19 protein-coding genes and 1 pseudogene are annotated in these 22,617 nt (G+C 40.7%); 12 read left to right on the top strand and 8 right to left on the bottom strand.

Features of this window, described 5'->3' with window-relative positions; all coding sequences use genetic code 11:
- A pseudogene (locus tag QNK26_RS03335) lies at window positions 1-539 on the bottom strand (protease SohB); the annotation flags it as partial.
- Between the two features lie 115 nt (window positions 540-654).
- Between QNK26_RS03335 and QNK26_RS03330 the strand changes: the two are divergent.
- The 9 genes from QNK26_RS03330 to QNK26_RS03290 all read left to right on the top strand — a co-directional run bounded on the left by QNK26_RS03330 (window position 655) and on the right by QNK26_RS03290 (window position 11,077).
- Window positions 655-1,398, top strand: a complete 744-nt coding sequence (locus tag QNK26_RS03330) for a YciK family oxidoreductase (protein ID WP_319220846.1) — start codon at window positions 655-657, stop codon at window positions 1,396-1,398.
- A gap of 218 nt (window positions 1,399-1,616) precedes the next feature.
- Complete coding sequence (locus QNK26_RS03325; protein WP_319220845.1) at window positions 1,617-2,357, top strand: 5-oxoprolinase subunit PxpA; 741 nt, start codon at window positions 1,617-1,619, stop codon at window positions 2,355-2,357.
- Between the two features lie 3 nt (window positions 2,358-2,360).
- On the top strand, window positions 2,361-3,059 hold the full coding sequence (locus QNK26_RS03320; protein WP_319220844.1) for an allophanate hydrolase subunit 1: 699 nt from the start codon (window positions 2,361-2,363) through the stop codon (window positions 3,057-3,059).
- A complete protein-coding gene (locus QNK26_RS03315) occupies window positions 3,056-4,003 on the top strand; it encodes a biotin-dependent carboxyltransferase family protein (RefSeq protein ID WP_319220843.1) in 948 nt (315 codons plus the stop codon). Before QNK26_RS03320 ends, QNK26_RS03315 begins: the two co-directional genes overlap by 4 nt.
- 454 nt (window positions 4,004-4,457) lie before the next feature.
- On the top strand, window positions 4,458-5,441 hold the full coding sequence (locus tag QNK26_RS03310) for a TAXI family TRAP transporter solute-binding subunit (RefSeq protein WP_319220842.1): 984 nt from the start codon (window positions 4,458-4,460) through the stop codon (window positions 5,439-5,441).
- Window positions 5,442-5,683: 242 nt separating this feature from the next.
- Window positions 5,684-8,266 (top strand): TRAP transporter permease, encoded by a 2,583-nt coding sequence (locus QNK26_RS03305; RefSeq protein ID WP_319220841.1) that lies wholly within the window; start codon window positions 5,684-5,686, stop codon window positions 8,264-8,266.
- 108 nt (window positions 8,267-8,374) lie between these two features.
- A complete protein-coding gene (locus tag QNK26_RS03300; RefSeq protein WP_319220840.1) occupies window positions 8,375-8,809 on the top strand; it encodes a universal stress protein in 435 nt (144 codons plus the stop codon).
- A gap of 165 nt (window positions 8,810-8,974) precedes the next feature.
- Window positions 8,975-10,054: a response regulator gene (locus QNK26_RS03295; RefSeq protein WP_319220839.1), complete on the top strand. Its 1,080-nt coding sequence runs from the start codon at window positions 8,975-8,977 to the stop codon at window positions 10,052-10,054.
- Between the two features lie 72 nt (window positions 10,055-10,126).
- The gene (locus QNK26_RS03290; RefSeq protein WP_319220838.1) at window positions 10,127-11,077 is read left to right on the top strand and encodes a sensor domain-containing diguanylate cyclase; all 951 of its coding nucleotides are present in this window, start codon (window positions 10,127-10,129) and stop codon (window positions 11,075-11,077) included.
- 98 nt (window positions 11,078-11,175) lie between these two features.
- On the opposite strand, the gene QNK26_RS03285 is transcribed toward QNK26_RS03290, so the two are convergent.
- The 5 genes from QNK26_RS03285 to QNK26_RS03265 form a co-directional block, all read right to left on the bottom strand.
- Window positions 11,176-11,379, bottom strand: coding sequence for a DUF2986 domain-containing protein (locus tag QNK26_RS03285; RefSeq protein ID WP_319220837.1), 204 nt, complete (start codon window positions 11,377-11,379; stop codon window positions 11,176-11,178).
- Window positions 11,380-11,393: 14 nt separating this feature from the next.
- Window positions 11,394-11,861, bottom strand: a complete 468-nt coding sequence (locus tag QNK26_RS03280) for a DUF1456 family protein (protein WP_319220836.1) — start codon at window positions 11,859-11,861, stop codon at window positions 11,394-11,396.
- A 220-nt stretch (window positions 11,862-12,081) separates the two neighbouring features.
- Window positions 12,082-13,320, bottom strand: a complete 1,239-nt coding sequence (locus QNK26_RS03275; RefSeq protein WP_319220835.1) for a hypothetical protein — start codon at window positions 13,318-13,320, stop codon at window positions 12,082-12,084.
- 79 nt (window positions 13,321-13,399) lie between these two features.
- Window positions 13,400-14,296: a DMT family transporter gene (locus QNK26_RS03270; RefSeq protein WP_319220834.1), complete on the bottom strand. Its 897-nt coding sequence runs from the start codon at window positions 14,294-14,296 to the stop codon at window positions 13,400-13,402.
- A gap of 168 nt (window positions 14,297-14,464) precedes the next feature.
- On the bottom strand, window positions 14,465-15,316 hold the full coding sequence (locus QNK26_RS03265; protein ID WP_319220833.1) for an alpha/beta fold hydrolase: 852 nt from the start codon (window positions 15,314-15,316) through the stop codon (window positions 14,465-14,467).
- 265 nt (window positions 15,317-15,581) lie between these two features.
- On the opposite strand from QNK26_RS03265, the gene QNK26_RS03260 reads away from it, so the two are divergent.
- Together QNK26_RS03260 and yegD are read left to right on the top strand one after the other, a co-directional pair.
- A complete protein-coding gene (locus QNK26_RS03260) occupies window positions 15,582-17,294 on the top strand; it encodes a formate--tetrahydrofolate ligase (protein ID WP_319220832.1) in 1,713 nt (570 codons plus the stop codon).
- Between the two features lie 143 nt (window positions 17,295-17,437).
- On the top strand, window positions 17,438-18,790 hold the full coding sequence (gene yegD, locus QNK26_RS03255) for a molecular chaperone (protein WP_319220831.1): 1,353 nt from the start codon (window positions 17,438-17,440) through the stop codon (window positions 18,788-18,790).
- Between the two features lie 110 nt (window positions 18,791-18,900).
- On the opposite strand, the gene QNK26_RS03250 is transcribed toward yegD, so the two are convergent.
- Both QNK26_RS03250 and QNK26_RS03245 read right to left on the bottom strand, forming a co-directional pair.
- A complete protein-coding gene (locus QNK26_RS03250) occupies window positions 18,901-20,031 on the bottom strand; it encodes a conjugal transfer protein TraF (protein WP_319220830.1) in 1,131 nt (376 codons plus the stop codon).
- Between the two features lie 146 nt (window positions 20,032-20,177).
- Entirely contained in the window at window positions 20,178-21,329 is a 1,152-nt protein-coding gene (locus tag QNK26_RS03245) for a PLP-dependent aminotransferase family protein (RefSeq protein WP_319220829.1), read from the bottom strand.
- Between the two features lie 112 nt (window positions 21,330-21,441).
- On the opposite strand from QNK26_RS03245, the gene QNK26_RS03240 reads away from it, so the two are divergent.
- Window positions 21,442-22,341 (top strand): AraC family transcriptional regulator, encoded by a 900-nt coding sequence (locus tag QNK26_RS03240; protein ID WP_319220828.1) that lies wholly within the window; start codon window positions 21,442-21,444, stop codon window positions 22,339-22,341.
- Window positions 22,342-22,617 lie beyond the last annotated feature (276 nt).

The following is a 22,617-nucleotide window of genomic DNA, read 5'->3' as shown; positions in this document are numbered from 1 at the left end:
ATTGTTAGCTTAATATTAGCTTGTTTTAAACGCTCTAACTGTGAGCTTGCAAGGCCATAACCGTGTACCACACCACCGCCACTTTCTAAACGTACTAACACTTCATCATGTTCGTTAGCAACGAATAAAATAGCGGTAATTTCTTCACGCAGCGAAGCAACTTCTTTGGCATCAATACCAGCCGTAAAATCTAGCACAAATAAACGAGATTCAACGTCTTCTGCTTTAGTCTCTTCTTTATCTTTGGCTTTTTCTTTATGCGCTTTTTTAAACGCTTTCAGCTCAGCTTTGTGTTTTTTCTTTTCTGCTTTATGTTGTTCTTTTTCTAATAGTTTAGCTTCATCTTCAGATACTAAATGTAACTGTAATTCGTCTTCAACATCTTTAAATTGTTCTGATAAATTGGTTATCTCTAAACGCCCGTTTGTCTTCTTTTGCTTAGACGTAAGGCTGATAATACTGACCACTACAAATAATAACGCCAAAACGAATGTTAGCGTTTTCGCTAAAAAAATACCGTATTCATTTAAAAATTCCAAATCTTAATCCTCGGTCGGTTATATCTATTTTTGCTCTTTATAGCATTTACAGCATCGCATCTACAAGCTTTGCAGGTTACAATATTGTCAGATATGTCGATATGGAACCCTAAAAATGGATTATCAAGCAGAAAAAAATCTATTAGAAAACAAAACTATTTTAGTGACAGGCGCCGGTGACGGTATTGGACGTCAAGCAGCATTAACCTATGCCGCGCATGGTGCGACAGTCATATTACTTGGTAAAACAGTGGCTAAACTTGAAGCTGTTTATGACGAAATTGAAGCACTTGGCGCGCCAACACCAGCAATTATTCCACTTGATATGAAAGGCGCGACAATTGAAAACTATAAAGACATGGCTGATACCATTGACGCTCAATTCGGTAAACTAGACGGTTTATTGAACAATGCCGGTCAATTAGGCGTATTAGGTCCATTCCATCAAATTGATGAAAAGAGCTATGACGAAGTAATGCAGGTCAATGTTAAAGCACAGTTATTCATGACCAGCGCGCTATTACCTGTCCTTAGAAAAGCAGACAAAGCCTCTATTATTTTCACCTCATCAAGTGTGGGTGTGAAAGGCCGTGCTTATTGGGCTGAATATGCAATTTCAAAATTCGCGACCGAAGGCATGATGCAAACATTGGCTGACGAATTTGAAAATACCAATGTTCGTGCTAACTGTATTAATCCAGGAGCAACAAGAACGGGGATGCGTGCTAAAGCCTTCCCTGGTGAAAATTCAGAAACACTAGTGACAGCTGAAGATATCATGCCGCTTTACCTCTATTTAATGGGTAATGACAGCGTAGCTGAAACAGGAAAAACATTTAAAGCACAACCAAACAGATAGTTTGCTGCTTAATTACTAAAACCCCTAAATAATACCTTTAATTGTTTGGGGCTTTTATCCTATACCTTTCTACTTCACCTCGTTTTTATTCTACGTCCTTAGCTATCTCCTTCATAAAATAATGCCCTCATATAAAACACTTGCTATCATAAATAATTACTGCAATAACTAAGCATTGCTTATATATAGAAAGACTTCGTTAATAAGGATATTAACCAGTGAAATTAAATTGCGATATGGGTGAAAGTTTCGGCCTTTGGCAGCTTGGAATGGATGAAGCCGTAATGCCATACATTGACATGGCGAACATCGCATGTGGTTTTCATGCCTCTGATCCACTAATTATGCAGCAAACCGTGTCTCTGGCTAAGCATTATAATGTCGTGGTTGGTGCACATCCTAGTTATCCCGATCTGGTTGGTTTTGGCCGTCGTCATATGCAGTGTACTACTGATGAAATTCAAGCATTAATTCTATATCAAATAGGTGCCCTCGCGGCTTTCTGCCAACAACAAGATATGCCGTTAAGTTATGTCAAACCGCACGGTGCGCTATATAACGACATGATGCAAAATGAGGCGATATTGATTGCGATTCTTAAAGGCGTTGCCGCGTTTAGTGCTAACTTACCCTTGATGTTAATGGCACAAACAGATAACAGCCGCAGTCAAGCCCTTGCAGCCCAATTTAATGTGCCACTCCTATTCGAAGCATTTGCAGATCGTTGTTATACCGATGCGGGTTTGTTGCAAGATAGACGACAACCAGGCGCAGTCTTTACCCAGCAAAGTCAGATTGTGAACCAAGCAATGCAGCTTGCCAAGCATGGCAGTGTGACGAGCAATAAGGGCAATATCATCAAATTAAATGCAGATACCCTTTGTGTGCATGGCGATAACGCCCTATCTGTTGCCGCTATCGCAAAAATAAAATCAGCAATGACAGTAAGCAAGGAGTGAACCATGCAATACCAGATCGAGATGATTGGTTATGATGCGATTCTGATCCGCTTTACCGATGCAGATAACACACAACTGTTACCGCTGATCTACCGCTTAAATCAGCAGTTAAACAATGCGGTTGATTTAGTCCCTGTTATTATTGATATCATTCCCTCATACCAAACATTGCTGATTAGTTTTAATATCATTAAAATTGAACCCCATCAGTTAATCAATAAAATACATGTTTACGTGAAACAAGTATTAAATAGCCACACACCAGCGTCACATCAAGCATTCACCACAACTGCTGATTTGATCATACTCCCCGTTTGTTATCACCAAAGTCTCGCGCCTGATCTTGCCGCCTTATCACAACATAGCGCACTGTCTATTGATGCTATTATCAACATTCATTCTTCTACTATATATAGTTGTTATGCTATTGGCTTTATGCCTAATTTTGCCTATTTAGGTGACGTAGATAAACGCATACAAATACCAAGGCACGCAAAACCAAAAGCACAGGTTGTAGCTGGCAGTGTTGGGATTGCAGATAACCAAACCGCCATTTATCCAAAAGCAAGTCCTGGAGGCTGGCAAATCATAGGTCAAAGTCCTGCGGCACTCGATACCCTTGCAGTTGGCTGCCAAGTGAAATTTAACCAAATTTCACTTGATGAGTTTAACCATTACCACCAAAAGGACCAAGCATCATGACAACGACGTCTGCATTTAAGATTATTAAGCCGGGTATTTATAGCTTAATTCAAGACCTTGGTCGGTTTGGCTATCAGCATTTAGGCATAACACCTGGCGGCCCAGCAGATCTTCACGCCTATCTCTGGGCAAACAAAGTACTCAGTAATAGCAGTAATATGGCAAGTATTGAGATTCATTATGGATTAATCAGCTTAGAAGTCTTAGCAGATAGCTGTATTTCGATTTGTGGCGCAGAATTTGGCGTTACCATTAATAATAAGCCTGCTTTTAATTGGCAAACACATCACGTAAAATCTGGTGACATCATCCAATACGGCGCAGCAAAGACCGGAAAATGCGGCTACCTTGCCGTTTTCGGCGGTCTGCAAACACAACCAAACCACCATAGCCGTAGTACCGTTATTCGAGATCAACTCAGCCAAATAACAAGCACACCGCTAATTGCAGGCCAGTGCTTACCAATAACTAGCCAAGCCACAAAGACAGCAACAACAGAATTACCAATAGAAGTGGCGGTTCCGCGACATTATATTCCAAATTATTCAACGCCGTTAACGCTGGGGCTATTGCCTTGCTATCAATGGCAGCGACTTAACTCAAAACAGCAACAGCAATTACTCAGCAATACCTATCAAATCAGCGCACAAGCAAACCGAATGGGTTATCAATTAACGGGTGAAATGATTACCGACTTGCCAACAGCACAGGTCTCAGAAGGGATTGCATTAGGCAGTGTCCAATTACCTGCAAATGGGTTGCCAATTATCTTACTTCAAGACCGGCAAACTATAGGCGGTTATCCGAAAGCGGGAGTAATTTCAGCATTAGATTGTGGTAGATTAGCACAACGCCAACAAGGTGCAGATATTAATTTCAAACTCGAGAACCCACTTTTTTCACGCTATAAAATGCAAGCTTTCAAGCATTTTTTCGACTTTTAGCACTAACCATTACTATTTTATTTCCCTAGCATTTTAAGAAACGAACATAAAACAGCCAAGCAGTTCAGTGATCGAGCTCACAGATTTATCTTTAAATATAAATAATTACGTTATGTTATGAAGATTTAACAAAATATGATATCCCTTCAAAAAATAAGCATTTCAAATTTACAAATACCTATGTTTATAAAAATAAATCTATCTAAGAGCCCTGCCTGTACTAGAATTTAGCTTAAATCATTTCAAAGTTGTAGATTGTTTGCTTTTTGTTAACTTAGTGTCACGAAGTATGGTAAAAACAGATAATGACGGGTTATTTTGCTGTATCATAAGTATTGCATTATTTATTTTTGCTGATTAAATACACTCACTTGGATTTACGGATTCAATTTCATGGCCATAGAATGCCCTGAAGTAAAACAAGCGACTAATGACTTATAAAAAGGAACACAACATGTCTATTACAAAAACAATTGCAAAATCACTTGCTGTAGCAGGTTTAACAATAGCGGCTGCGGCACCAAGTATCGCAACAGCAAAAGCAAGTGAATTTATTACAATAGGTACTGGTGGTGTTACAGGTGTTTATTACCCTGCCGGTGGTGCAATTTGTAAATTTGTAAACCGCAACCGTAAAGAGCACAACATTCGTTGTTCAGTAGAAAGTACTGGTGGCTCAGCTTATAACATCAACACTATGCGTGCTGGTGAACTTGATTTCGGTGTAGCACAATCTGATCAACAGTTTTATGCTTACAAAGGTTTAAACCAATACGCAAATCAAGGTCCTTACACTGACTTACGCGCAGTGTTTTCACTACACGCTGAAGCACTCACAATTGTTGCTCGTAAAGATTCAGGTATTAAAGATTTTAAAGACCTGAAAGGTAAACGTGTAAACGTTGGTAACCCAGGTTCAGGTCAACGCAGCACAATGGATGTTGTAATGAAAGCTTACAACTGGGATAACAGCGCGTTCTCACTCACGTCAGAGCTAAAAGCAAACGAACAATCTCAAGCACTTTGTGATAACAAAATCGATGCATTTGTATTCTTCGCTGGTTTCCCAAATGGTTCAATCAAAGAAGCAACAACAACGTGTGATGCTGTACTTGTAACCGTTAACGATTCTACCGTTGAAAAACTAATTGAAGAAAACCCTTACTACAGCCAAGTAGTTATCCCTGGCGGCACTTACACGGGTTCACCGAAAGACACAGTAACATTTGGTGCTCGCGCAACAATCGTTACACCAAAATCAATGTCTGACAAAACAGTGTATGAACTAACAAAATCAGTATTCGAAAACTTCAATACATTTAAACGTTTGCACCCATCATTTGCATCGCTAACAAAAGAAGATATGGCGACAGCAGCACTTAGCGCACCGCTTCACCCAGGCGCAGCTAAATACTACAAAGAAGTCGGCCTAAAATAAGCTAACCTTTTAGTTAAAAAGAGGAAGGAGATACTGTCCCCTTCCTCTTTTATATCAGATGATCATACCCAGCTTTATAATTTTTACTACTCTTACTCATGTGACTGATTATTCTTATACTACGGATTAGTTAAGCTAATAAGCAGTGCACCCTTCGAAATTAAGAGCGCAGTATTAATTATTCTACTAACGAATAACCGAGCCACTTCGTGTGATAATAATCACAGAATGATGGAGGACAGATGTCTAAAACAGAAAATCAAACCACTAGCATGGATGCTGAATTGCAGGAGATGCTTGCACAATCAGATACTGGTGCGCGCGATCCTAAAGGTATTGCTAAAAATATTTTGTTAATAGTGCCATTTATATGGGCGTTATTTCAATTATGGTATGCCTCTCCTCTGCCGTTCATTTTAAACTTTGGTATTATTAATGATACTGAAGCCCGCTCTATTCACTTAGCTTTTGCTATCTTTTTAGCGTTTACAGCTTACCCTGCGATGAAATCGTCACCGCGCGACCATGTGCCGCTGACTGATTGGATTTTTGCATTCGTAGGCGCGTTCTGTGCTGCTTATCTTTTCCTATTTTATAATCAACTGGCTGATCGTGCTGGTGCTCCGACTTTCGTCGATACAGCGGTTGCTGCAACAGGTATGTTATTGCTGCTAGAAGCGACTCGCCGTTCTTTAGGTCCACCACTGATGATCGTGGCAGCGGTATTTTTAACTTATACCTTTGCCGGCCCATATATGCCGGACATCATTGCCCACAAAGGTGCAAGTTTAAATAAAACCATGTCTCACCAATGGTTAACTACCGAAGGTGTATTTGGTGTTGCTGTTGGTGTATCAACGTCATTCGTATTCTTGTTTGTACTATTCGGTTCACTGCTTGATAAAGCAGGCGCTGGTAACTACTTCATTAAAGTTGCATTCTCACTACTTGGCCACATGCGTGGCGGCCCTGCAAAAGCAGCCGTTGTTGCATCAGGTTTAAGTGGTTTAGTATCAGGCTCTTCAATTGCCAACGTAGTAACAACAGGTACTTTTACCATTCCGTTGATGAAACGTGTTGGTTTCCCTGCGACTAAAGCGGGTGCAGTAGAAGTTGCGGCATCAACCAATGGACAGTTAACACCACCTATTATGGGTGCAGCAGCATTCTTGATGGTGGAATACGTTGGTATTCCTTATATCGAAGTAATTAAAGCCGCTATTTTACCTGCGCTTATTTCTTACGTTGCGTTAATCTACATCGTGCATTTAGAAGCATGTAAAGCCGGCATGGAAGGTTTACCACGTCGTCATAAACCGACACTAGCACAGAGCTTATTCTCGTTTATGTCAGTTGTTGTATTAATCATCGTACTTAGTTTTGCTGTGTACTATGGTATTGGCTGGACGAAAGATGTATTTGGTTCAGCAGCAACCTGGATTGTCGGTATCGTTACTATTGCGGTTTATGTTGGCTTAGTTAAATATTCAACAAAATTCCCTGAATTAGAAATGGACGACCCTGATAGTGATTTGCTTGAATTACCAGAACCAGGACCAACAGCAAAATCAGGGTTATACTTCTTGCTACCGATTGTGGTACTCGTTTGGTGCTTAACGGTTGAACGTTTCTCCCCCGGTTTATCGGCATTTTGGGCCACAATGTTCATGATCTTTATCGTGCTCACACAACGTCCATTACAAGCTTATTTCAAACAAAGCCAACCATTATCGAGTGCAATTAAAACAGGTTTTGTTGAACTGTTTGATGGCATGGTAACAGGTTCACGCAATATGATCGGTATCGGTGTAGCAACTGCTGCAGCAGGTATTGTGGTCGGTACTGTGACGCTCACAGGGATTGGCTTAGTCATGACCGAGTTTGTTGAATTTATCTCTGGTGGTAACATCATGCTGATGCTGGGCTTTACCGCGCTTATTAGCTTGATCTTAGGCATGGGCTTACCAACAACAGCAAACTACATCGTTGTATCAACCTTGATGGCGCCAGTTATTGTTGAACTGGGTGCTCAAAACGGCTTGATCGTACCGCTAATCGCAGTGCATTTATTTGTATTCTACTTTGGTATCTTAGCCGATGATACGCCGCCAGTTGGTCTTGCAGCCTTCGCTGCGGCCGCCATTGCCAAAGCAGACCCGATTAAGACCGGTATTCAAGGTTTCATGTACGACATCCGTACCGCGATCTTACCGTTTATGTTCATCTTTAATACCCAGTTATTATTGATTGGCGTGGACTCTATAGGTCACCTATTACTAACCATCTTCTCGGCAACCACCGCGATGCTGGTATTCTCGGCTGCGACCCAAGGTTACTGGTTAACAAAATCGAAGTGGTATGAAACCATCGGGTTATTATTAATCACGTTTACGTTATTCCGCCCAGGTTTCTGGTGGGATATGGTCTACCCACCAATCGAAGAAGTAAGCCCGCAACATATTGAACAAGTGCTTGCTGATTTACCTGTTGGTACTGATGTACGCTTGCGCGTTGAAGGCGAAACACTTGATGGTGCGTTCCAAACTAAAATTGTACAGCTACCTTTTGCTGAAGATGCGATCACAGGTGCTGAACGATTATTAAGTACTGGTTTAGAATTACGCGTAGAAGAAGACAAGACTGTTGTTGATATGGTTGGTTTTGATTCTCCCGCGGAAAAATCAGGCATTGATTTTGATTGGAATATCCTCATGGTTGAACGTCCATTGGAGCGTCCAGCTAAAGAGTTCCTGTTTATTCCAGCATTGCTGTTACTTGCTGGTGTTGCTCTTGGTCAGCGTCGTCGTATTGCTAACAATAAGTAATCACCATAAATAACATGAAATGCAGGGTATTTTCTTGCGCTGCATTTCATTTATAGTGAACTTCTGATTAGCACTAACTAAACAACCCATTTAAATAAGTAAATTATTATGTATAAAACTATTTTACTACCCGTTGATCTAAACGAAGAAGGTTTTAGCCACATTGCTGCTGAACATGCCTGTGCACTCGCAAAAATGTATGGTGCAACAATTCATTTATTAAATGTATTACCTACGTCGCAATTACCTATGGTATCAGCACATTTCCCCTCTTCTGTATTGCAAGAAATCCGCAAGTCAGCACATGCAGCATTACAAGATTTTGCCAAAAAACATATTGCGGACAGCATTTCAACACAAATACATATGGCGGAAGGCAAACCATCAAAAGAAATTATTAAAGCCGCCAATAAATATAATGCGGATTTAATTGTCATGCCGAGCCATAAACGCGCTAAATTAGAACTTGCAGTTATTGGTTCGGTAGCAGCAAGAGTCGTGAGTTCAGCATCAATGAGTGTAATGGTTGTTAAACCACAATAAAAATACGCATGGGCAGTGTTATATACTGCCCATGATTTTAAAGACACTATGTTTAACTGTTATTATTTTGGTATAATCCCTTCTAATTCTTTCACTCCCTCATTTTTTTAGTTATGATTGCGACATAATTCTTTGCTATTTCACTGAAGATGAAAAAGGATATTCATGTCAGTTTCTGTATTAATCTGTGATGATTCAAACCTAGCTCGTAAACAAATGGCCAGAACACTTCCTCCTTACTGGAATGTGGATGTTAGTTTTGCATCCAACGGCGCTGAAGGTCTTGATGTAATCAGAGCAGGTAAAGGTAGCATCGTATTTCTCGATCTCAATATGCCGGTGATGGATGGTTACCACGTTTTAGAAGCTATTCAAAAAGAGCAATTAAATGCGCTTGTCATTGTGGTGTCTGGTGATATCCAAGCTGAAGCTCATCAACGAGTTACCACATTAGGTGCATTAGCATTTATCAAAAAACCGGTAACAAGCCAGCAAATAGAAGCCATCTTAATCAACTATGGTATTGTCGAAAAAGACGAGTTTGCCCAAGCTGAAGCACAGTTGATAGCTCAAAAAAACGCAGAAAAAAGACAACAAGAGTTAATCAAATCAATTCCAGATACACTACCCGCACTTGGTGCTGAACTCGACCTTTCACCTGAATTTCGAGATGCGCTGCAAGAAGTTGCAAATGTCGCTATGGGCCAAGCCGCTGAACTATTAGCTCGCTTACTCGATGTATTTGTACTATTGCCTGTACCCAATGTTAATATTTTGGAAGCCAGTGAGTTAACCATGGCACTGTCTGCCGCATCAGAACAGGCGTCAATATCAACGGTATGCCAAGGCTTTATTTGCGCCGGTATTTCTGGTGAAGCATTACTGTTATTCCATGATTCAAGTTTTGATGATATGGCTAAATTGATGGGCATTGAAAATCAGGATTCAAACTTCCAAGAGAAAGAGATCCTCATGGATACCGCCAATATTCTTATTGGGGCATTCCTACAAGGCTTTAGCCAGCAGTTGAATGTGAGTTTTAGCCAAGGGCATCCATCTGTACTCGGCCAGCACAGTACCGTACAAGAAATGATTAACGCCAATAACTTCCGTAAACAAAAAACCGTTGCGATTGAAATAAACTATCAGATTGAACATCATAATGTGCAATGTGACCTGTTATTACTGTTTACTGAAAAGTCACTGCCGAGCCTACTTAATAGCCTTTCTTACCTCATCGATTAACTGAGTTTATCTTGATGGTTTATTTAAATACAAAGCGATCAAATAAGCAGACCGCTTCAAGGAGTTGTTAACATGGATAATCAAAGTTCATTGAGTGAGTTTCATTGGATCATGAATATGGTGCAAACTATTGACGCTGGTCTGGTGGTGTTAGATAAAGACTTAAAGGTTCAACTTTGGAATGACTTTATGAGTAACCACAGCGGGATCACTGCAAGAGATATGCAAGACTCACCGCTATTCTCACACTTTCCTGAACTGCCTGAAGCCTGGTTACGCAGCAAAATTGAGTCGGTTTTTTTACTAAAAAATAATGCATTTACCAGTTGGGAACAGCGTCCCTATATTTTTCGTTTTAGCAATTACCGTCCAGTGACTGGTATTTCTGATTTTATGTTTCAGAATATGACGATCATCCCATTAGCATCATTCACCGGTGAAGTGACACACGTTAGCTTGATTATTTATGATGTAACCGATATTGCTATTAACCGCTTACAACTTGATAAAGCCAATGAAAAATTAGCGCGCCTAAGTCAAACTGATGCGCTAACCCAGCTTAATAACCGCCACAACTGGAATACCCTCGTTGATAATGAATTTAAGCGTGTTAAACGTTATGAACAAGTATCGACGTTAATGATGCTGGACATTGATCACTTTAAAAAAGTAAATGATACCTACGGCCACGTGGCAGGCGACAAAGTAATTGCTGAAGTATCAAGAGTGATCCGAGAAAGTATTAGGGAAACAGATTTTGCTGCGCGCTACGGCGGTGAAGAGTTTTCGATTTGTTTGACGAATACATCAACAAACAACGCTGTAATACTCGCAGAACGTCTATGTAAAGCAATTGAAAGCACTTTAGTAATCGACGATGGTAACGTTATACAAGTAACAATATCGATTGGTATGGCTGAATTTACAGTAAATACCGATACCGTAGATACTTGGACGAAGAATGCTGATTGTGCATTGTATAAGAGTAAAGAGAATGGGCGTAATCAATACACTATTTTCTAAATAATGTGGTGAAACTTACCTGACTTCAATCTGCAGAAACAAAAAAGGTATAGCGTGTGCTATACCTTTTTTATATTGTTACTTTACATTTTAGCTAACTATTGTGCTGCAGCTTGATCTTGTTCAGCACTTGGTTCTTCCTGAACGCTTTCTTGTTGCTGAGCAGTTTCTGCTTCTAATGCCATTTTTTCACGTTCAGCTTTAGAAATGTAACGTGGTTTATTAGAGCTTGGCGCTAATTTAGCATTGGCTTTTTTAGCTTTTTTCTTTAATGTTGAAACAACTTTTTTCTTTCTATTCATTATATTTGATCTTATTACTTGTCTTCTGGACGATGTTTTATTTGCAGGCCTGCAAGGAAGTTACGTAATACTTGATCTTTACATTCACGGAAGTGTTTGTGATCAGGTTTACGGAAAAATGCACTTAGTTCATGTTTACCTAAGCGGAATCCAGCGATTTCTAATAATTCAAGAACATCTTCATTCTTAAGGTCTAACGCAATTTTTAACTTACGTAAAATAATGTTGTTATTGATTGCATGCTCAGGCTCAGGTTGTGGGCCGTCTTTTTTACCGCGGTTCGCATTAATTAGACCATTTAAAAAAGTAGCCATTTTCGTATCATTAAGACGCACACATGCTGGATCTTCATCTTTTTTTAACCAATCGCTGATTTCGCCACGTGTAACATCTGCTTCAGCTTGTTTGAACAAGGTGATCATTTTGTCGTCACTGAAATTAAAAGTGTAGCGAATACGGCGTAAAATATCATTATTGGTCATTAATTAGTCCTAATAAGGCTAGCGTGATGTCGTTATGACTCACAATTTAAGTTATGGCGCACAGTATAGCAGATAACCAAGAGCTGATAACAGGCTAGTTACGCTATATCCATGACATAACCAGCGCTATATCGATAACCTCACAAGCCTACATGAGTATAATTACGCCATTACACGCACTAATCCAGCCTTATAAAACGGCTATATACTGACGTCGCATTTAGTTGTCTAATAACCAATGTCGTATTTTGCTATATACATCAGGGTGATACAATAAGTCCATGTGATTCATATCGCGACCAACCCACTGGTGTTGTTCAGGAAAAGTTAGATGCAGTAAGTCATCATTATGGCGACCGAGCGCACTGTCGACATTCACTAAACCATCACCAATTAATCCGTCACCGACCACTGTCGACTGCTTACTTTTCACTGCCGCAACCGTATAACAATGCACACCATTGGGTAACGCTAATGATCCGCGGTCATCCACGGCATAACTAAAGCGATCTTTTCCTTGCCAGTCTTCATCAATAATCGAGCCGTAGCGTAAATCAGTAATACCAGCGCTACGGATTTGACCTAACTTAGCAAACGGCAAACTATAGGGATTTGAACCAAGCAAAATATCAATCAGGTTACCGCCTTTTTCAAGCGCAGCGCCGTGATGTGGCGTACCTAAGAACACCATTTTATGAACTTGTGCCAACCAAGTATGTCCGGCTTCGTCACCGTAATGAAATGCACTGCGAGAGACTAAACCGCCCATGCTGTGAGCAAGAATAGAAAGGGTTAACGGTTGTGGTGAAATCGTCACTAAATATTCTAATAACGCGGCTAAGTCGCGGCCATTCTCAGAAATATGGCGGCCAGTATTATAGTGTAAGTAAATCGGTTCATAGCCAAGATCACGTGCTAATTCAATACCATGATCGTGTTCATCAACTTGCCACTGTAGATCATTCATACATAACCCATGCACCATCAGCAATATCTTACCATCCGATTTTTCAATTAGATTACGTAAAGCCACATCAGTTAATGCGATACCGTTTCGGCGTAATTGCATGATCACGGCAAGGGGATTTTGACGTTCAAGTAAATAATCACCGAGGACGCCATTAAGCATCGAAATAGCCACTTCACGTTTAAGTGATGACTCATGCTGGCCAAAAGCCGAACCAAATTGAGATAAAGACAGGTCAATTTTATCACCAACGAATTCGGTGACACTGCGAATATTACGATATACAAAACCAGTCACACCACGTGTTTTTGTTGGTTTGTCTTTATCGTTAAGGCCAAGGCTTAAAATGGTATGATGCAGAGCTTCAACAATATCAGTTAAACCCGTTACTGCATCGACTGCGAGTTGATTTATGCCGCGAATGTCATTAGCACGATCGGAATGAGAAAGTTTGACTTCTAGGCTTTTTGATTTTCTGCGTGTGTTAAACATACAGTACCCTTTGTATTTAGCGTTAGTAACGAATGAAGACCCTTGCTCTGTTGTAACGCTAAATACTTGAATACACAATCTAGGTTTTGCTGGCGTTTGCTTGTCGCTGTAATAATAACGTAGCAGAGGCTGACAATAGAATACCGGGGATCACTTGTAGACTAATCGTTTGGCCATTTACCAACAGTGATAATAAAGCGACAACAGCAGGGTTCATATAAATATATGCCATTACTCGTGTTGGTCCTAATGCCACGGTTGTTTTCTGGTATAAGTATACAGTCATTAGTGTGGCACCAATAACCAAATACGCCATATAAAACACCGATTCACCTTGGATCAAATGCCATTCTAGCGGTAGTCCTGATATTAGCAGCGCTAACCCCATCCATATACAACCACCGAGTAACGTACTAAATACCATCACAATCAGCTCATCACCACGGTACAAACGCTTCATTGAAATGGAATAGCAGCACATAGATAAACAGCCTGCAATAAACAACAAATCACCATTATTTAGCGAAAAATCGAGCAGTCGTGACAAATCACCGCCAAAAATAACCCAGCAAGTACCCAACGCACCCAGTAGATAAATCATTAACTGCTTAACTTTAATTTTATCTTTAAAGACCATCACGCATAATAAAGCGGTAATAAATGGCACCAACGTATATAAGGTGCCGGTATTTAACGTGGTGGTTATTTTTAGTGCTTCAAACTGACAAATAAAGAACATCGAATAGAATAAGCTTATCACCATCGAACGCGGCAAGGTACGCAATACCTTATTACGCCATTTTTTAGTGGCTAAAATAAAGGGCAATAATATACTCACCGCGCCAGTAAAGCGCAGCAAGGTGAGCGAGAATGGATTAACAAGACCGGCAAGGTTTGCTGATGCTAAAAATGATCCTGCCACTAAAGTAGTCGCAAGTATCACAAGAAGGTGAAATTTTATATTAGATTGTGCCAAGCTTAGGCCTTATTTATATTAAGATACCCCTGCTAGTCTCTGATATAGCATCTTGAAGTAGTTTGGGTATAAATGGTATTTTTCGGCAAGATTAGCACGCAAACAATTCTTGTAAAGGTTTTCTAGTTAAAATTATTTTTTGTTTGATAAAAATAATTTGCGCCAAAGCTAGGAAGACGAGGCAAGCCAATTCGATGTGTCTTGCCATACGGATTCAGACATCGAGCGCTTGAAGAAACCAAAATGATCAATCGATCGCATACCGACCTGCTTAGGATCAACAACAATCATATCTGAAGGCGCATTTTTAAAATGGCGCTGTAGTGCTTTAACACAACTCGGTGGTGCAAATCTATTGTCATCCGCCATGGCATAAAAACGCATGTTACCAGTATAGCGGTGATAACCATCATGTAATTCATTACCTTGTTTATCGGTATAGAAGGGTTTACGCCCAAAACGACTCCAATCTCTGATTACTTGCTTTGGTAAGTATTCAGCTCCCAACACCCATTTTGGTAATCCCTTGTTGGCACTATAAAATAAAGGTAAAACGCAATAAAAGAATAACACTGATAATGGCTGGTCTTTACGCTGCCAATTTTTCCAATGTATTTGCTGCGCGGCAATGTTAAGAAATGATTCGTAGCGATTATTATTCGGTGTCATACCCAGTAATTGACCACCGATAGAATGACCAACACCTGAAATTTTCATCTCGGAATAATGGCTTTGTGTCCACGTTAATACAGCGTCCATATCCAGTTGTCCCCAGTGAATCATACTGGCAGGTTTAGCGTTCACGCTGGCTTGTTTACTATCGCCAATACCACGATAATCATAAGTGATAATGGTAAAACCTTGCTTACATAAAAATGCGGCATAGGGTTGATAATACTTACGTAATACCCCTGTCGCACCATTAATAATAACAACACGTCCATTACTACTCGTCGGTATAAACTCGCTAGCGACTAGCTGATAACCATCCTCGGTTTTAATTTCTACTGTATTTATCATGACATTAATCCATTAACTACAAAAATAAGTGATAAACAAGGTGCATTTATATAAATACTATTTAAGCAAAGCATATTAGGTTTAACATTGGCTGTAATGACAAGACAATTTTTAGACTTTATTGACCTAGATTAGAGAATTGTTATAACACAATACGAACATCTTCTTATCCGCAATTATTTCCCTTACTATGCGCCTGAGAAAATACCGTTAATTAGATTCATTATGACACCATCTGTAAAATAAACCTGTTAGAGACCATACCATGCTCACGGATATCGAAATTTCAAACCAAGCAAGTCCTCAGTCTATCGCTGAGATAGCCAATAAACTGGGTATCCTTGCGACTGAATTAACATCGTTTGGTTATACCAAAGCAAAAGTAGACCTCGCGTTACTTAAACGCCTAGCAACAAAAACAGAAGGTAAGTTAATCATCGTCACGGCAGTGACACCAACACCCCATGGTGAAGGTAAAACAGTCACAACGATTGGCTTAACACAAGGTCTCGCTCATATTGGCAAAAAAACGTGTGCCTGTATTCGCCAACCAAGCATGGGGCCAGTCTTTGGGGTAAAAGGAGGGGCTGCTGGCGGCGGCTACGCGCAAGTTATTCCAATGCAAGAAATGAACTTACACCTAACCGGTGATATTCATGCGGTCAGCAGTGCGCATAACCTCGCCGCTGCTGCTCTGGATGCACGCCTATTTCATGAAACCCGATTAGGTGCGGCTGAATTTGCTCACCAATCCGGACAAATCGCCCTGAATATTGACCCGCAACAGATCCTTTGGCGTCGAGTAATCGATCATAACGAACGTAGTTTACGTCATGTTACCGTTGGTCTTGGCCCTGTTAATGGTCCAGAGCACGATTCAGGTTTTGATATTACTGCGGCATCAGAACTGATGGCCATCTTAGCATTAAGCCATAATTTAACCGACATGCGCCAACGTATTGGCCGCTTAGTGCTTGCGCTAGATATGTCTGAAAACCCTATCACAGCAGAAGATCTTGGTGTTGCAGGAGCAATGACGGCCATAATGCTCGAAGCAATAAAACCAACATTAATGCAAACTCTTAGTGGTCAACCTTGCCTTGTCCACGCAGGTCCATTTGCTAATATCGCCCATGGTAATTCGTCGATTATCGCCGATAACATTGCACTTAAACTGGCTGATTTTGTCGTTACCGAAGCAGGTTTTGGCTCTGATATGGGCTTTGAAAAATTCTGTAATATTAAAGTAAGAGAATCAGGTAAAAAACCGGATGCGGCGGTTCTTGTTGTCACGCTAAAAGCACTGAAAGCGAATAGTGGTATCGCCAGTAACACTGATATTAACGAACCTGATATGTTAAGACTACAAGCTGGGTTTGCAAACTTAAATTGGCATATTAATAATGTCGCAAAATATGGCGTACCGGTAGTTGTGGCAATCAATCACTTCCCTACCGATACACCACAAGAACTCGATTGGTTACAGCAAGCCGTCACTAAAACTGCGGCGTTTGGTTGTGAAATCAGTCAATCTTTTGCCCTTGGTGCCCGCGGTGCTGAGCAACTCGCGAAAGCGGTTGTTGCTGCCACTGAGCAAGCCAGCGACTTTAAGTTTCTCTATGATACAAATACATCGATTATTAACAAACTAGTGACGTTAGCTGAAAGTGGCTATGGTGCAAATAGCGTTAAGCTAACAGCGCAAGCAGATGAACAAATGCAACGATTTGGAGCACTTGGTTTTTCTCACTTACCCGTATGTATTGCTAAAACGCCGATGTCGATTAGTCATGATCCAAGCATTAAAGGTGTGCCTACTGATTTTGACCTGCCTATCACCGAGCTACGATTAAATGCAGGTGCTGGTTTTATTACCGCACTGGTGGGTAAAGTCATGACCATGCCGGGACTCAATATCAAACCGAATTACCGTAATATTGATATTGATGACGCTGGCAATATTATTGGATTAGATTAACGCAAACTGCTTATCCTTAGCGCAATAAACAGGGATAAGCAGTTTAGTGGCCACTGAGCATAAACAGAGCGTAATTTCAATCTGGTTTCACTTATCACAGCAGTGTACAATGCGCGGCTTGAGTGATTTTATTGGAAAGATTTATGTTTGTCGGTTTTGACTACGGTACTTCGAACTGTGCGGTAGGGTATGTTAACAATACTACCCCTGAACTTGTTTCTCTTGATCAGAATAGTTCTTATCTAGCATCAACATTATATGCTTCACATCGTAATATGATCCCGAACTGGATCGCGCGCCACTTGCCTGATTCAGTAGCCAAACCAAATTATCTCCAATTACGCCGTGGACCAATCCAAGCTGGTCGTAACTTGATCAATGATGGCTATGAAGATCAACTCTTCTTTGGCCAAGCAGCACTTGATACTTATTTAGAAGACCCTGAAGAAGGCTATTACATCAAGTCTCCAAAATCATTCTTAGGTGCTACGAGCTTGAGTCCGATGCAACTGGCTCTGATGGAGGATGTTGTAACGGCCATGATCTGCAATATCAAAAATAAAGCGGAAGCACAATTAGATAAACAAATAACCCAAGTTGTTATGGGCAAGCCAGTTAACTTCCAGGGCCTCAGAGGTGAAGAAAGTAACCAGCAAGCATTATCGCTCTTAACCACAGCAGCACAACGCGCTGGTTTTCGGGATATTGAATACCTGTATGAACCGCTTGCAGCTGGCTTCGACTATGAGCAAAGTTTGACATCAGAAAAAACCGTACTGGTGGTCGATATCGGTGGTGGTACGACTGACTGTTCGTTACTTAAAATGGGACCTGAAAATTACGGTCTTAGCGACCGATTCCAGCATGTTTTAGGTTATTCAGGTGAACGTATTGGCGGTAATGATTTCGATATTCACTTTGCCCAAAAATCATTAATGCCACTCTTCGGCCTAGGCTCACATTTAGAAAGTGGCCTACCGATGCCTGTGAAACCGTTTTGGGATGCTGTTGCCATTAACGATATTGGTTGCCAGACTAACTTTTATAGTCAACGTAGTCTTATTGGCTTGCGCGATCTACATAAGAACGCAGAACACAAAGAATTGATCGCTAGATTGCTCAACGTACAACAGCAAAAACAAACTTACCAAGTGGTAAATCTTGCTGAACAAATGAAAAAACAATTATCGCAAGATACCAACACTACAGCGGATTTGAGCTTTGTCGAAAATGGTTTAACCTTGCCATTAGCACGCCAAGCACTTGAAGTTGCGAATGCGCCACAGCTAGCAAAAATCAAAGCATTAATGGACGAAACAATTACTCAAGCACAAACAACACCTGAGGTTATTTTTGTGACTGGTGGTACAGCGAAGTCACCTATTATTTTCCAGTATATCCAACAGCACTATCCAAGCTGTGAAATTATTATTGGTGATCACTTCGGCAGTGTAACCAAAGGGCTCACCCGTTGGGCTGAAAAGCTCTTTGCTTAATAAAGCGCTTAATGTGAAGAATAATTGAAACCGTATACTCAATACGTTTTCGGTAGACAACAAAAAGGGCTGTGTAATACAGCCCTTTTTAGTCTCTAAATTAATGCATTTTAGAACGTGAAGCTTAAGCTCGCTGATGCACCGACTTGATTATCGCTGCCATAAGAGCCTGCAACATCAAGGTTCAACGTGCCAAATGGGCTAATACCAATACCAGCAGTGAGAGAATCTTCCATTGTACCTTGGATATCATGCTCATAGCCTGCACGTAACTGTGCCCAGTGCCATGCATTAAATTCAACACCAACACGGGCGAACTGAGTATTATCTTCTAATTCAACGTAACGCGTTTGTTCGGTTAAATCGACATCAACACCAAAAGTGAAATACTCAGCAGCGTAAGCCAAACCTAGCGTCACTTGTGGGTTCATTTCATAAGTATAACCCGTCGTTGTTGATTTGATTTCTTGCGCTAATACGTCTTTTATTGCTAGACCGGTACGGAAGTTATTTTTCATCCATACTGCACCTAAATCGAAGTTAAATGCAGTTACTTCAGAGTCCGCATCTTCTAAGTCAACATCAAAATCGCTAACGCTCGTCAGATCTGAATAAGTCTGTAGAATTTGATATTTTGGCGTGACACCAAATGAAAATGATTCACCGTATATTGTATACTGTTTAGCTAATGCTAGACCTAATTCAGAATAACCAAAGCCAGTTACGGCCACCTCTGATTTTTCATAACGCTCTGCGGTGTCATTAGAACTATATACATTCACACTAGAAATAGCCTCAACATAACCACGGCCATATAAACTCACCGAAACATTATTACTTGGAATTGCAATTGCGAACGCAACACCTGCTGTAATATTTACCGGCGCATTGCCATCAAGTTCATCGAGGTAATTGTTAATATCCTGTTCAAGAATTGCAGAATTTGAACCACTATTTTCATAATCATCGATAGTGTCTTGTAAATCAGTAATTGTTTCCAATGAGCTATCAGCATCTTTTACGTTAACGCCAATGGCGGGTAATAAAATACCGATATCATCCGACTCATGAAACACAGCAAGCAATGCTGGGTTATAAAGTGGTGCCACTAAATAATCAGCTGTCGCGACACCGATATTACCCATCGCATTAGAGCGACCATCAGGTGCATAACTTGCTGCAGATGATGCTAAAGATGTAAACGCTAATGCGAGACCAATTGAAATTCCATTTTTCGACATGTTAACAACCATTACCTACATAATTAAAAGTAGATATATTGTAATCCGAGAATGATTTCGCGGACACCAGCATTAATGCTTTAGTTCAAACTTTTATCAAAATATAACAAAATAATTAAGACAAAAGCATTAGAAGCACTGTTTAGCTATTTAACGTTTGCTAATACTTGTACCAAGCGAGTAACTGCTAAGGCTAAATCAGCATCACAGGCATTGGTAAAGTTTAATCTAAATGCCGCACTGTTTCCTTGCGATGATTGATAGAAAACCGAGCTTGGTACCACAGCAACGCCAACATCGAGCATGTCTTTAGCAAGGCTATCTACATTACACTCAGGTAAAGAAAGCCAAATAAACATGCCTCCTTCAACGTGTTCAAACTGACAATTTCTAGGTAATTGAGCGGTTAATAAATCCGCCAGATATTGATAACGTTGGCGGTATAATTGGCGTAAGTTATTTAGGTGTTGTGGAAACCCTTCGTGCTGTAATAAATCTAATAACACCGCTTGCATTGGTTGACTTGAATGTAAGTCTGCACCTTGTTTTACACGTTCTAATGCTGTGATCCAGTCTTTAGGCCCACTCGCTAAACCAAGACGAATACCTGGTGTGGCGATCTTAGAATATGAACGCAGTACAATCGCATGCTCAGGGCAGAAGCTCGATACTAACGGTAACTCAGAACCAGAGAAACGTAGTTCACGATAAGGGGCATCTTCGATGAGTGCGACATTATATTGCTGACACAATTGCGCGACTTTTTTACGTACTTCAAGTGACCAACACACACCGGTTGGATTGTGGAAATCAGGTACAGCGTAGAACATCTTGATTATGTTATTGGCAAAGCATTGCTCTAACTCTTCTAAATCAGGACCGTCTGCACGCTGCTGAATACTTTCAATACTTGCTTGTGCTAATCCAAATACTTGCAGAGCACCTAAGTAGCTTGGCGCTTCCATCACCACTTTATCGCCAGCATCTAAAAATGCCCGCGCAATTAAATCGAGGCCTTGTTGCGAGCCAGTACAAACCAAAGCAGCTTGCTGGTCTGATAATTGATAACATTCACGAAAGTAAGTTAATAACGGAGCGTAACCAGCCGTACTGCCGTACTGAAATAATTCTGAACGCGCCGTTAATTGTTGAATACTTTGTTCCATCAATGCCAATGGGAAATGATCGCCATCGGGTAATCCACCTGCTAATGAGATGACATCTGGCGAGTTAGCGACACTCAAAATTTCTCGAATGTAAGACGGTTTAATGGCTTGTAATGATTGCGCTAACTGCATAGTTTGACTCTCTGGTAGTGATTAATATCAACTAATACTACGTAGATAAATTTGACATAGCATGTCCATTTATGCGTTTATAGATGTCCGTTTATGCTTTTATAAGATCACTATGGCTATAACATCGCTTTTAAACCCATCTTCAAATCAGCAGACATCACGTATCAATGATGTGCTCAATTTTATTCATAGTGATATCAGTGCTGAATTACCGGCAAGACAGCTAGCTGAAATAGCCGCTTATTCTGAACAGCACTTCCACCGTGTATTTAAAAGCGTGGTTGGCGAGTCTGTGCATCAATACATTCGTCGTAGCCGTTTGGAGTTTGCCGCGAATCAATTAATGTTTGATACCAGCAGTTCGGTGGTCACTGTTGCGACTAAATCAGGCTTTGCCTCAGTTTCTTCTTTTAGTCGCGCGTTTAAATCGACCTTTTCGATGTCACCGGGTGCATGGCGCAGTAAAGATTTAGCCACGACGACACCACCCTACCTGCGCGATCCCGAAATTGCCGCTGCCTACTCTCGTATTCAAAACCAAGTATTGCCCCAGGTACAGATTATTCAACTACCAGAAAGACACGTCGCTTATGTCCGTCATCAAGGTTACGGCCGTTCAATTAGACTTGCTTGGCAAACACTGATGGCATGGGCAAATGTGGAAGGCAGACATTATCAGCAACAATTCGGCTTACATCACTCCAATCCTGCGTTTGTCGGTTTAGAACAGTGCCGCTATGTCGCTTGCTTAGCCATAGACAGACCATTATTACGCCGTGGTACAGTAAACAGTATGGTTATCCCTGGCGGTTTGCATGCGGTGTTTAAACTCACCGGTAAGTATGGTGAATTATTACCGTATCTAAGCAAGATAATTGAGCAATGGTTACCCTCATCAGGCTTTAAAATGCAGTCAACACCTGCTTATGTGCATTATCAGAAGAATCATTTTTTAGACGATGATGAGCAGTTTGAATTACAATTTTGTTTACCGATATCCACCTTCTTTTAGTGCTACGACTTTTCCAGCGTTATCCATTATCGTGGAATGGAACGAGATTATGACGTAAAAATAATGCGGGTGGGTAAACAGGTTGGTTATAACGTCGCAGTAATGAGATAGTGAAGGTTTAATTCTTTTAATCCAGATAGCAAAAAGCCGGAACCTAAATGAATAAGTTCCGGCTTCTCTATATAGATGGCGGAGGAGGAGAGATTTGAACTCTCGAGGAGCTATTAACCCCTGCTGGTTTTCAAGACCAGTGCATTCGGCCACTCTGCCACCCCT

This window comes from Moritella sp. (assembly GCF_033791185.1).
Classification (GTDB): Bacteria; Pseudomonadota; Gammaproteobacteria; order Enterobacterales; family Moritellaceae; genus Moritella.
The sequence above is the reverse complement of the archived record's forward strand: the minus strand, read 5'-3'. Positions and strand labels throughout refer to the sequence as shown.